This window comes from Leucobacter sp. GX24907, assembly GCF_053567335.1.
Map to the genome: position 1 here is coordinate 237877 of NZ_JBSGPD010000004.1, position 11418 is coordinate 249294.

The 11418-nt window shown below is 66.5% G+C and carries 11 protein-coding genes and 1 tRNA gene; 10 read left to right on the top strand and 2 right to left on the bottom strand.

Annotation, left to right across the window (positions count from 1 at the left end; translation table 11 throughout):
• Nucleotides 1–56: 56 nt before the first annotated feature.
• The 3 genes from ACUYV6_RS08015 (at nucleotide 57) to selB (ending at nucleotide 3474) form a co-directional block, all read left to right on the top strand.
• Nucleotides 57–152, top strand: a tRNA-Sec gene (locus ACUYV6_RS08015).
• Between the two features lie 96 nt (nucleotides 153–248).
• A complete protein-coding gene (gene selA, locus ACUYV6_RS08020; protein ID WP_449278133.1) occupies nucleotides 249–1631 on the top strand; it encodes an L-seryl-tRNA(Sec) selenium transferase in 1383 nt (460 codons plus the stop codon).
• 1 nt (nucleotide 1632) lies between these two features.
• Entirely contained in the window at nucleotides 1633–3474 is a 1842-nt protein-coding gene (gene selB, locus ACUYV6_RS08025; protein ID WP_449278235.1) for a selenocysteine-specific translation elongation factor, read from the top strand.
• A 124-nt stretch (nucleotides 3475–3598) separates the two neighbouring features.
• Here selB and ACUYV6_RS08030 read toward each other — a convergent pair whose 3' ends face one another.
• Complete coding sequence (locus ACUYV6_RS08030; RefSeq protein ID WP_449278134.1) at nucleotides 3599–3832, bottom strand: hypothetical protein; 234 nt, start codon at nucleotides 3830–3832, stop codon at nucleotides 3599–3601.
• 112 nt (nucleotides 3833–3944) lie between these two features.
• Entirely contained in the window at nucleotides 3945–4436 is a 492-nt protein-coding gene (gene ppa / locus ACUYV6_RS08035; protein WP_449278135.1) for an inorganic diphosphatase, read from the bottom strand.
• Nucleotides 4437–4574: 138 nt separating this feature from the next.
• Between ppa and tilS the strand changes: the two genes are divergently transcribed.
• From tilS to ACUYV6_RS08070, 7 genes are all read left to right on the top strand, one after another.
• Nucleotides 4575–5612 (top strand): tRNA lysidine(34) synthetase TilS, encoded by a 1038-nt coding sequence (gene tilS, locus ACUYV6_RS08040; protein WP_449278236.1) that lies wholly within the window; start codon nucleotides 4575–4577, stop codon nucleotides 5610–5612.
• A gap of 4 nt (nucleotides 5613–5616) precedes the next feature.
• Nucleotides 5617–6210: a hypoxanthine phosphoribosyltransferase gene (hpt, locus tag ACUYV6_RS08045; protein WP_449278136.1), complete on the top strand. Its 594-nt coding sequence runs from the start codon at nucleotides 5617–5619 to the stop codon at nucleotides 6208–6210.
• 219 nt (nucleotides 6211–6429) lie between these two features.
• A complete protein-coding gene (gene ftsH, locus ACUYV6_RS08050) occupies nucleotides 6430–8502 on the top strand; it encodes an ATP-dependent zinc metalloprotease FtsH (RefSeq protein ID WP_449278137.1) in 2073 nt (690 codons plus the stop codon).
• Nucleotides 8499–9074 (top strand): GTP cyclohydrolase I FolE, encoded by a 576-nt coding sequence (gene folE, locus ACUYV6_RS08055; RefSeq protein WP_449278138.1) that lies wholly within the window; start codon nucleotides 8499–8501, stop codon nucleotides 9072–9074. Before ftsH ends, folE begins: the two co-directional genes overlap by 4 nt.
• A gap of 8 nt (nucleotides 9075–9082) precedes the next feature.
• The gene (gene folP / locus ACUYV6_RS08060; RefSeq protein ID WP_449278139.1) at nucleotides 9083–10369 is read left to right on the top strand and encodes a dihydropteroate synthase; all 1287 of its coding nucleotides are present in this window, start codon (nucleotides 9083–9085) and stop codon (nucleotides 10367–10369) included.
• Nucleotides 10366–10908, top strand: coding sequence for a 2-amino-4-hydroxy-6-hydroxymethyldihydropteridine diphosphokinase (folK, locus tag ACUYV6_RS08065; protein ID WP_449278140.1), 543 nt, complete (start codon nucleotides 10366–10368; stop codon nucleotides 10906–10908). The genes folP and folK overlap by 4 nt, the downstream gene beginning before the upstream one ends.
• Nucleotides 10874–11413: a DUF3180 domain-containing protein gene (locus ACUYV6_RS08070; RefSeq protein WP_449278141.1), complete on the top strand. Its 540-nt coding sequence runs from the start codon at nucleotides 10874–10876 to the stop codon at nucleotides 11411–11413. Before folK ends, ACUYV6_RS08070 begins: the two co-directional genes overlap by 35 nt.
• Nucleotides 11414–11418: the final 5 nt, after the last annotated feature.

Here is an 11418-nt window from a genome sequence, read left to right on the forward strand (position 1 = left end):
ACGAGGCACCTGCACTGAACACTGACGAGCCACCTGTGACGTGTAGGATCCTGAGCGGAGGCGTCAGGGTTCCTGGTGGGCCCCCCGGTCTTCAAAACCGGTGAGGCCGAGTACCTCGGTCTGGCGGGTTCGATTCCCGTCCGCCTCCGCCAACTTCACAGGCTCATTCGGCGCCAGATCAGCGGGAGAGCCCGGAATTGCAGCTGTATTCCCGGATTGGAATATTGTAAAGGCTCGAGGAGGTGCCTATGGGAGGGACATCGGTGAGCGGCTCTGGGCCCGGATCCGGCGATCCCCGTCGGCGCATTCCCCGCACCGATCACCTGCTCGCCCTGTCTGCGGTCGTTGACGCGCGAAAGCGCCTCAGCGAGGAGGCACTCCGTGGTCTCATCTCGCGAGCGCAGGACGCTGCGCGGGCCGGGGAGATTCAGCCCGAGGACGTCGAGCGAGTCATCGAACTCGAGGTTGCGCAGAGCTCCGCGCTGTCACTGCGCGGCGTGATCAACGCCACCGGCATTGTCGTGCACACGAACCTGGGGCGGGCCCCGCTCTCTGACAGCGCGGTTCGAGCGCTCGCGTCCGCCGCCGGCTATGTCGATGTCGAAATGGACCTTGCGACGGGGAAGCGCAGCAGCCGTGGTGCCGGCGCTCGGGCCGCGTTGCTCGAGGCGTGCCCGGCAGCCGAGGATGCGTTGATTGTCAATAACGGTGCCGCGGCATTGCTGCTCGCAGTCACGGCCTTCGCGGGCGTCGGCTCCGGAAACGGCGCGGGCATCGGCAGCCGTGCCCGCGAAGTCATCGTGAGCCGCGGCGAACTCGTCGAGATCGGTGCCGGTTTCCGTCTGCCAGATCTTATGGAGACGACCGGCGCAAGGCTGCGGGAGGTCGGCACGACCAATCGGACGCACCTCGACGACTACGCTCGCGTAATCGGGCCCGAAAGCGGTTGCCTGCTCAAGGTGCATCCGAGCAACTTCCGCGTGCACGGCTTCACTGCGGAGGCAGAACTCCCGGTACTTCGACGCCTCGCCGATGCGCACGACCTACCGCTCGTGGTCGACCTCGGCAGCGGCTTGCTGCACCGGGACGACGTGCTTCCTGATGAGCCTGATGCGAGTAGCGCGCTCGCGGCGGGAGCCCACCTCGTCATCGCAAGCGGTGACAAGCTCTTCGGGGGCCCCCAGGCCGGGCTGATCCTCGGCAGTCGCGACATGATTCAGCACTTGGCGAAGCACCCGCTCGCCCGAGCCGTGCGCAGTGACAAGCTGACCCTCGCGGCGATCGAGGCGACCTTGCGAGGCGGAGCCACGCCGGTGCACGAGGCGCTGCACGCCGACCGTGACCGACTGCGCGCCCGAGCCGAGGCGCTGGCCACCGCGGTCGGTGGCCGCGTCGTCGCCCATGACGGCCGGGTCGGCGGAGGGGGAGCGCCCGGCCAGCCCTTGCCGGGCTGGGCGGTTGAACTGCCGGAGGCGCTCGCCGAGCCGCTCCGCCTTGGGGATCCGGCGGTACTCGCCCGCGTGCACCGGGGCGCGTGCCTACTCGACCCGAGATGTGTGCCAGAACGCGACGATGCACGACTGGTCGCTGTCGTTCAGGCAGCGCTGGGAGCGCGTGAGCCACGTGCCTGAGATGCACGTCATCGCGACCGCCGGGCATGTCGATCACGGGAAGTCGACGCTTGTTCGTGCCCTCACCGGCATGGAGCCCGATCGCTGGGCTGAAGAGCGTCGCCGCGGGCTCACGATTGACCTCGGGTTCGCCTGGACTGCGCTGCCCTCGGGAAGCGAGGTCGCGTTCGTCGATGTGCCGGGGCACGAACGCTTCCTGTCGAACATGCTCGCCGGGGTCGGTCCGGCGCCCGTGGTGTGCTTCGTCGTCGCAGCAGACCAGGGGTGGCAGGCGCAATCGAGCGACCATCGCGACGCGGTGACCGCACTCGGCATCGAGCGAGGTCTGGTCGTCGTCACCCGGGCCGATCGTGCGGATGCGGTCAGACTGGAGCAGACGCTGGATGAAGTCCGGGCGCAGTTGCGGGGCACTCCGCTTGCAGATGCACCCGTGGTGATCGTGTCCGTTCGCGAGGATTCCGAATCCGGAATCGTATCGAGCGGACTCGACGACCTCCGCCTGGCACTTGACGAGGTACTCGGATCCGCCCCGGCTCCTGATTCCGAGGCGCGGGTCAGGCTCTGGATCGATCGCTCGTTCACGATTCGTGGTGCCGGAACGGTCGTCACCGGCACGCTGACGGCGGGATCGCTGGAAGTGGGCGACCGACTCGATCTTGTGGGTACCTCGAATGTGAGAGAGACGAGTGCACGGGGCCTCCACAGCCGAAATACTGCCGCAGTTCGCGTCAGCCCACAGACTCGAGTGGCGGTGAACCTGCGCGACATTGCTGCGACGGAAGCGCATCGAGGCGATGCGCTAGTGACGCCGGACGCCTGGACGATCGTCGATGCCGTAGACGTGAGACGGACCATGGGGCAACCTCTCGATGAGGCGCCTCGGCAGCTGATCGCGCACATCGGCACCGCCGAGGCGCAGGTCAGGTTGCGGCCCTTTGACGGCGATTACGCCCGATTGCACCTGGATCGTGCGTTGCCGTTGCAGATCGGCGACCGGCTCGTGCTCCGTGCGCCGGGCGGGCGCTCGGTGTTCTCCGGTGCGCTCGTGCTCGATGTGGATCCGCCGGAGCTGGCACGCCGCGGTGATGGTGCTCGGCGGGCCCTCGTGCTGGCCGAGCGGCCTGAGGCCGGCGATCCCGCGGCAGAAGTCGCGCGACGCGGAGCGGTGCGCGTGGATGAACTCCGACGTTTCGGCATTCGCATCGCCGACGCCGCGGCACCGCCCGAGACCGCGCGAGCGGTACGGGTGCAGGGCGCGGACTGGTGGGTGCATACGGAGACGCTGCGCGGATGGGCCCACACTCTCAACGACGCGGTCGCGCACCGACTGCGAGAGGATCCGCTCGCACCAGGCCTCACCCAGGGCGCTGCGTCGGACCTCCTGCTGCGCAGGGAGCCTCCGCTCCCCGCGACACTGCTGCCCGTGGTGGTGCACGCCGCCGAGCTCGAGTCTGCCGGGGGAGCGCTCCGCCCGAAGGGGCATCGACTCGATCTCGGTGACGCAGAAGCCGCGGTATCGACGTTGGAAGAGCGGCTGCGTGAGCATCCGTTCGCCGCCCCCGAGGCCGATGACCTGGCCGCGCTGCACCTCGGTGCGCGACAACTCGCGGCAGCTGAGCGAGCGGGACGATTGCTGCGTTTGACGGGCGGCGTCGTACTCTCACCGCAGGCCCCCGCTCTCGCCATGCGGAGACTCGCCGCGCTGGGCCAACCGTTCACAACGAGCGAGGCCAGACAGGTGCTCGGAACGACGCGGAGAGTCGCGATCCCGCTGCTCGAGCACCTTGATGCTCGTGGGTGGACGCATCGCATCGATGAGACTCACCGCTCAGTTGCCCGCTGAGGTTGAAGCTCTACTGTGCCGTCACCCGAGTGTGCCGTCACCCGAGGCCGGTCACGCGAAAGCGCCCTCGCCCGAGGGCGAGAGCGCTTCGGCGAGCGGTCTCGAGACCGAGTGCTCGCAGGCCTTAGTGCTTCTTGACGGTTGCGCTCGGGATCAACCCGAACGCCAGCCAGAAGCCGACGACGTCCATGAGCAGGCCGCCCATGAACAGCTCCACCTCGAGCCCCGGTGTACTGAATGCGATCGACATCACCCAGAAACCGCCGAAGACCAGCAGGAGCGAGATCACGAAACCGGCGATTGCTCCTGCGCCAGACGACTTCTGTTCAGCGGGAACGAACAGGTTGTTCTCGGACATGCTGCTCCTTGCATCATCGAATCGCCCGAACCGATCGGGCATCTTTGTCCAGTGTAGTTGTTCTCACGACGCGCCGGAAACTGCGCCGGAGCCAGCGCCGTGAGCGGTGTCGTCAGTGCTGCTCGGCGAGGCGCTGCTGCGCTTCGATGATCAGCTGCTCGGCATCGGCTGCCGAGCCCCACGCGTCGACCTTGACCCACTTGCCGGGCTCGAGATCCTTGTAGTGCTCGAAGAAGTGCTCGATCTCCTTGCGGGTGTACTCCGGGATGTCGGCGACGTCCTGGATGTGCGCCCAGCGAGGATCCTTGTGCTGTACCGCGATGACCTTGTCATCGCCGCCGGCCTCGTCACTCATCTTGAGCACGCCGACGGGGCGCACCTTCACTCCGACTCCGGGGAACACCGGGTAGTCGAGCAGCACGAGCACGTCGAGCGGATCACCGTCTTCGCCGAGGGTCTCTTCGAAGAATCCGTAGTCGGTGGGGTACACGAACCCGGTGTAGAGCACGCGGTCGAGATATACGCGACCAGTCTCGTGGTCGACCTCGTACTTGTTACGGCTCCCCCTAGGGATCTCGATGACGGCGTCGAATGCTGCGGTCATTCACGGCTCCTTGTGTTCGTGCTGCTGATCTTGCGGTGATTCGGAAGATCTTGCGCTCATGCGGTCGATTCGGAGCCAAGCGTACCGGAGGATCGGACGGTTCTGGCGGCGACGGGTAGCGTATGATGCATGACGCGCATGCCGAGACTCGATGCGGCCGTCGCCGATGCTCGGACCGCGGTGCGACGCACGCTTGCCGAGTGGAGCGCGGAACGGACGAATCCGGGGGAACGACCGGCACCACTAGTGCTGGTCGCGCTCTCGGGAGGATCAGACTCTCTTGCACTCGCCGCCGCGCTCGCATTCGAGGCTGAGCGGGCAGGGTGCAGGGCCGGCGCCGCGATCATCGATCATGGCTTGCAGTCGGGCTCGGAGCAGATTGCTGCTCGCGCTGCTGCCGTGGCCGGGCAGCTCGGTCTCGCTCCCGTGGTGGTGCGCAGGATCGCGGTCCCCGGGGGATCCGTCGGCCCTGAGGCCGCGGCGCGAATGGCGCGCTACGCTGCGCTCGAGACGATCCGCGCAGATATCGGTGCGGAGTTGCTCCTCACTGCGCACACGCGGGATGACCAGGCGGAACAAGTACTGCTCGCCCTCGCTCGAGGATCTGGAACGCGCAGCATCTCGGGGATCCCCGTCGAGCGAGGCGCGATCCGGCGCCCCTTCTTGCGCGCCACCCCAGAAATCGACCGTGCGACAACCGAACGCGCCTGCTCGGCTCAGGGGCTTGAGCCCTGGCACGACCCGCAGAACCTCGACCCGGCCTTCACCCGCGTGCGGGTGCGCCACCGCATCTTGCCGATGCTCGAAGCAGAACTCGGGCCGGGTGTCGCCCGGGCACTCGCCCGCACGGCCGACCTCACGCGCGAAGACGCTGAAGCCCTCGACGAGATGGTCGACGAAATGATCGAAGAACTCGTCGAACCTGCTGAGGCTGGAATCGCGGCGTCGGTCGGTGCGCTCGCAGCCAATCCCGCGGCCCTGAGGAATCGCATCATCAGGAGGATCGCCGCAGATGAATTCGGAGAGACTCTGAGTCGGGAGCACACGCTTGCGATCGCCGAGCTGGTCACCGCCTGGAGGGGCCAGGGCCCCATCAATGTGCCGGGGATCTCGGTTTCTCGTAGGGGCGGACTCCTCGTGTTCTCACGTCAGCGGGGCTCTCCCCGCGTACAGTAGTCGCATGGATTCGAAGCATCTGGGAGACAGGCTCACTGTCGTACTGCACACCGAAGAGGAGCTGCGCTCGAGACTGGCGGAGCTCGCCCGTGAGATCGAGACCGACTACGGGTTCGGTGCTCCCGATGAACCGGCGGCGACAGACGCTCAGCCGCCCTTGCTCGTCGGCGTGCTCAAGGGTGCCGTCATGGTGATGGCGGACCTGGCGCGGGAGCTGCGCTTCCATGCGCAAATGGATTGGATGGCCGTTTCGTCGTATGGAGCCAGCACGAAGTCGAGCGGTGTCGTGCGAATCTTGAAGGATCTCGACACTGATATCACCGGGCGCGATGTGCTGATCGTCGAAGACATCATCGACTCCGGTCTCACGCTTTCCTGGCTGAAGGAGAACCTTGAGTCGCGCGGGGCGAAGTCGGTGCGCATCTGCACCATGCTGCGCAAGCCCGAAGCGCTGAAGGTCGACGTCGATGTCGCGTACGTCGGCTACGACATTCCGGTGGAGTTCGTCGTGGGCTACGGCCTTGACTACGCGGAGGATTATCGGAACCTGCGCGACGTCGCCATCCTCGCGCCCCATGTGTATGGCGGCGACGCATAGACGGACGCGAAGCGTTCGTCGCGTCGCCGGTGCCGCCCACGGCGGCAGCCTACGGAGCGTAGCGCGGGGCGGGCGACGCATAGACGGACGCCTTCTCTGTCAGCTCTGAGCGGAACCGGGCGCTCCCAAAGGGGGAATCCCAGAGCGATGTCCGTGCCCTCGACTACGCTGATGGGCGTCCGTACCCTTTTCGGTACGCCCAGGTAGAAAGGCCCCGACTTGGCACCTAAGTCTGAGAAGTCAGAGCAGAGCGAGAAGACATCGCCTCTGAAGAGGCTGTGGCGTGGCCCGCTGCTGTACCTCATCCTCGCCCCGCTGATCGTGCTGATCGGGTGGTCGCTGCTCTCGGGCAGTGGCGTCCGTGAGGTCTCCACGCAGGATGGGCTGGAGATGCTCGCCGATGGCAAGGCGGTCAAAGCCGAGCTCATCGACGGCGACCAGCGAGTCAACCTCGAGCTCGCGAAGGTCGATAAGGAGGCGGGGTCGAAGGACGTCTTCTTCTTCTACGTGACGCAGCGCGGAGAGGATGTCGTTCAGGCGGTCGACGACGCGAAGCTGAAGGACGGCTTCACCGACCAGGTGCCGCAGCCGAACCCGCTGTGGTCGCTCCTCGGCTTCATGCTTCCGCTACTGATCATTGGCCTACTGATCTGGTGGATGTTCTCGTCGATGGCCGGCGGCGGCGGTCGCGGTGTCATGCAGTTCGGCAAGAACAAAGCGAAGCTCGTCTCCAAGGAGATGTCGCAGGTCACATTCGCGGACGTTGCCGGAGCTGACGAGGCGGTCGAGGAGCTGCACGAGATCAAGGACTTCTTGCAAGATGCCTCGCGTTTCCAAGCGGTTGGTGCGCGCATCCCGAAGGGCGTGCTGCTGTACGGTCCGCCCGGTACGGGGAAGACGCTGCTCGCGCGCGCGGTCGCGGGAGAGGCGGGGGTCCCGTTCTACTCGATCTCCGGTTCCGACTTCGTCGAGATGTTCGTCGGTGTGGGTGCGAGCCGAGTGCGCGACCTGTTCAAGGAGGCCAAGACGAACGCGCCGGCGATCATCTTCGTCGATGAGATCGACGCGGTCGGCCAGCGACGCGGTCAGGGCATGGGCGGCGGTCACGACGAGCGTGAACAGACGCTGAACCAGCTGCTGGTCGAGATGGACGGCTTCGATCCGAAGACGAACGTGATTCTGATTGCGGCGACGAACCGCCCGGATATGCTCGACCCCGCGCTACTGCGTCCGGGCCGCTTCGACCGGCAGATCGGTGTCGACAACCCGGACATGCCGGGGCGCCGCAAGATCCTCGAGGTGCATTCGAAGGGCAAGCCGCTTTCGAAGAACGTCGATCTTGACACGGTCGCTCGCAAGACCCCCGGTTTTTCTGGTGCGGATCTCGCGAACGTGCTCAACGAGGCGGCACTGCTGACTGCGCGTTCGAACGCGCAGCTCATCGATAACCGGGCCCTCGACGAGGCAATCGACCGCGTCATCGCCGGCCCCCAGAGGCGTACCCGAGTGATGAAGGATCGTGAGAAGCTCATCACGGCCTACCACGAGGGCGGTCACGCACTGGTCGCCGCTGGTCTGAACCATACGGATCCGGTGACGAAGATCACGATCTTGCCTCGCGGACGTGCGCTCGGCTACACGATGGTGATTCCGCTCGAAGACAAGTACTCGGTGACGCGCAACGAGCTGCAGGATCAGATCGCCTATGCACTGGGCGGACGAGTCGCAGAGGAACTCGTCTTCCACGATCCGACGACTGGGGCGGGGAACGATATCGAGAAGGCGACCAGCACGGCCCGCAAGATGGTGACTGATTACGGCATGTCGGCGACGGTTGGTCCGGTGAAGCTCGGACAGGCGCAGCCGGGCGCATTCCTCGGTGAGTTCGGTCAGAGCCGTGACTACTCCGAGGGTATCGCCGCGACGGTGGATCAGGAGGTGCGTGCGCTTCTTGAGCAGGCGCACGATGAGGCCTATCAGGTGCTCGTCGAGAACCGCGACGTCCTCGACCGACTGGCACGTGAACTGCTTGAGAAGGAGACCCTCGACCACCACCAGATCGCCGCAGTCTTCCATGATGTGAAGAAGCTGCCAGAGCGATCAACCTGGCTCTCGAGCGGCGACCGACCGGTATCAGACCGGCCGCCGATCGAGGTGCCCCCGATCGCGCAGACCGACGATGCGACGCCCGGTGATCCGGTGCCCGGTGATTCGGCGCCCGGTGATTCGGCGCCCGACGAGAGCGCGTCGCGCCCTCCTTCATCACAGCCCGGGGAGCAGCCGGAGCGATGAGCGGCAGCGTCGACCGTGCGCGCGTCGCATCCGCGGTGCGCGAGCTGCTGCTCGCGATCGGCGCCGATCCCGACGAAGCAGAGCTTGCGGCGACGCCCGCCCGCGTCGCCGATGCCTACGCGGAGTTCTTCTCGGGTATGGGCGTCGATCCGGTGCAGCACCTTGCAGATGCGCTGCCCGTCGGTGACGAGACCGGCGAGCTCGTATTGCTGCGCGACATCGATCTCCGATCGGTGTGCGAGCATCACCTGCTGCCGTTCCGCGGTCGGGCTCACATCGCGTACCGGCCCGCCGAACGAGTGGTGGGTCTCAGCGCGCTGCCTCGCGTCGTCGATACGCTCGCCTCACGCCCGCAGGTGCAGGAGCGACTCGGGGAGCAGATCGCCGATGCGCTGGAGGAAGGGTTGCGGCCGGCCGGCGTGCTCGTCGTGCTCGAAGCAAGCCACGGCTGTGTGAGCTATCGCGGCATCAGGCAAGCCGATGCCACCACGGTGACGGTCGCATCTCGTGGGGAGCTGGGAGAGGCTGCGTCCCGTGCCGAGATCATGACGCTCATTGGAGGCCCCCGTTGACTCTCGTGATGGGGGTGCTGAATGTCACCCCTGATTCGTTCAGTGACGGCGGGAGTTTTGACACCGTCGAGCGGGCGATCGAGCGAGGCATCGAGCTTGCTGCTCAGGGCGCTCACATCATCGATGTAGGTGGGGAGTCCACGCGGCCGGGCGCCAAGCCCGTGGCGCGCGAAGAGGAGCTTCGCCGGGTTCTACCGGTTGTGCGTGGGCTGGCTGACCGTGGGCTTATCGTCTCCATCGACACTCTGCACGCCGAGACCGCGCAAGCCTGTGTGGCTGCGGGCGCGCGCTACATCAACGACGTGTCGGGAGGCACGCACGATCCGGCTATGCTCGCCGCTGCCGCGTGGGCCTCAGCCGAGCACGGTGCCAGCTTCATCATCAGCCATTGGCGCGGGATCCCCGATCCGGAGTATCAGCGTTCCGACTACGCGGACCTGATCGCGGAGGTATGCGGTGCACTGCATCGACAGGCCGAGGCCGCACTGGGGGCCGGGGTCGATCCCACGCACATCATGATCGACCCGGGACTGGGGTTCGACAAGACCGGCGCGCAGTGCTGGCAGCTCCTCGCGGCCATGCCCGAGCTTCGTTCTCTCGGGTACCCGGTACTCATCGGGGCTTCACGGAAGCGGATGCTCGCCGAAGTCCTGGCCGAGCTGCCGGGCGATGCACGGCATCGCGGCCCAGAAGCGAGGGATCTTGCGACGTCAGTCGTGAGCGCGCTTTCGGCCGAAGCGGGAGCCTGGGGTGTTCGCGTGCACGACGTGCCGGGCACGGTGCAGGCGCTTGCCGTCCAAGACGCGTGGCGAAACGGCGACACGGATTGGAACGCGCGGCGCGGTTCGGTCGTGAACGGTGCCGCAGTGAGCGACACGGCCGTGAACAGTGCGGTGGCAAGCGGTGCGGTGGCGAACGGCTCGGGTGACCGCATCTCGCTCACCGGGCTCGAGGTATTCGCCCATCACGGTGTGTTCGACTTCGAACGGGAGCAGGGTCAGCGCTTCCTCATCGACGCCGAAGTCTCGGTTGACCTGGCGGCGGCGGCCCGTGGCGACGAGCTTGCTCGCACCGTGCACTACGGGGAACTGGCAACGGCGATCGGTGAAGCAGTGGAGCGCGATCCCGTCGACCTCATTGAGACCGTCGCCGAGCGCGTTGCACAGGTCGTGCTCGCATTCGATGGTGTCTCGTCGGTGACGATCACAGTGCATAAACCGGACGCGCCGATCCCCGTGACGTTCGGGGACGTGTCGGTGACGATCGTACGACGACGGGCGGGTGATCGCGTGTGATCGCGCAGATAGTACCGGTGCTCTTCGCATTCGGCGCCAACCTCGGAGACCGAGGGGAGACGATCCGCGCGGCCCAGCGCGAACTCGCCGCTGCCGACGGAGTACGCGGATTCCGCGCCTCGCCCTTGCGCGAGACCATCGCGCTCACGACTGACGGCCCGGATCCGGATGCCCCTCGGTACCTGAACGGTGTCGCGACGGCCGAGAGCTCATTATCTCCGCACGATCTGCTTGATCTCATGCAAGATATCGAGAATCGACACGGTCGCATCCGCGACGCGCGCTGGGGGGATCGCACCCTCGACATTGACTTGATCCTCTACGGCGGACGAGTCATCAACGATGAGCGACTGCGTGTTCCCCATCCCCACGCCCACGAGCGCGACTTCGTGCTCGCACCGTGGCTCGACTTGGAACCCTCCGCCGTGCTGATGGGGCACGGACGCGTGGCCGAGCTACTGGAACGCCTGGGCGACACCACGCGCCCGTTCGCGGAGCCATCACATGAACCGGACCGATCTGGCGAGCACCGTGTCTAGCCCGAGCCATGTCTCACCACTGGTTCTGGCGGCCGCTACGGCGCTCGCCGCAGCGGCCGGTGTACTGCTGCAGGTCGCACGGTCATCCCGGGGATACGCGCCGCTGATTCCGCCGCTCACGCTGCCGGCGACGCTTGTGCTCTTCGCGCTCGCGGTACTCGTGCTCGGTCTGATGCTGCGCCGAGCGGTGCGACGAGAGACCGGCGGGAACGTCAATCCGTCGACCGCCGTGCTGATCCTCGCAGCCGCACGCGCGAGCCTGTTCGTGGGAGTAGTCTTCGGCGGATTCGGCGCGGGACTCGCGCTTTCGCTGCTCGGACGCAGCGTGCCTGCCGCTGTCGGAACCTGGCTGCCGATGGTCCTGGTGCTCGGTGCCGGGTTGGTGTTGGCAGTGTGCGGAGTGATCGCTGAGCGCTGCTGTCGCATCCCGCCTCCTGAAGACGGGGAAGGTGAGGCCGAGGAAGGGCCTGAAGCAGATCCGGATACCGGGATCGCCACCGCCTAAGCGCC

Excerpts from the sequence above, each read along its gene's own strand:
- ppa (WP_449278135.1), bottom strand. The coding sequence starts at position 4,436 with ATGACCGCAGCATTCGACGCCGTCATCGAGATCCCTAGGGGGAGCCGT.
- folE (WP_449278138.1), top strand. The coding sequence starts at position 8,499 with ATGAGCGGCAGCGTCGACCGTGCGCGCGTCGCATCCGCGGTGCGCGAG.
- ACUYV6_RS08070 (WP_449278141.1), top strand. The coding sequence starts at position 10,874 with ATGAACCGGACCGATCTGGCGAGCACCGTGTCTAGCCCGAGCCATGTC.
- ACUYV6_RS08030 (WP_449278134.1), bottom strand. The coding sequence starts at position 3,832 with ATGTCCGAGAACAACCTGTTCGTTCCCGCTGAACAGAAGTCGTCTGGC.
- selA (WP_449278133.1), top strand. The coding sequence starts at position 249 with ATGGGAGGGACATCGGTGAGCGGCTCTGGGCCCGGATCCGGCGATCCC.
- selB (WP_449278235.1), top strand. The coding sequence starts at position 1,633 with ATGCACGTCATCGCGACCGCCGGGCATGTCGATCACGGGAAGTCGACG.
- folP (WP_449278139.1), top strand. The coding sequence starts at position 9,083 with ATGGGGGTGCTGAATGTCACCCCTGATTCGTTCAGTGACGGCGGGAGT.
- hpt (WP_449278136.1), top strand. The coding sequence starts at position 5,617 with ATGGATTCGAAGCATCTGGGAGACAGGCTCACTGTCGTACTGCACACC.
- tilS (WP_449278236.1), top strand. The coding sequence starts at position 4,575 with ATGCCGAGACTCGATGCGGCCGTCGCCGATGCTCGGACCGCGGTGCGA.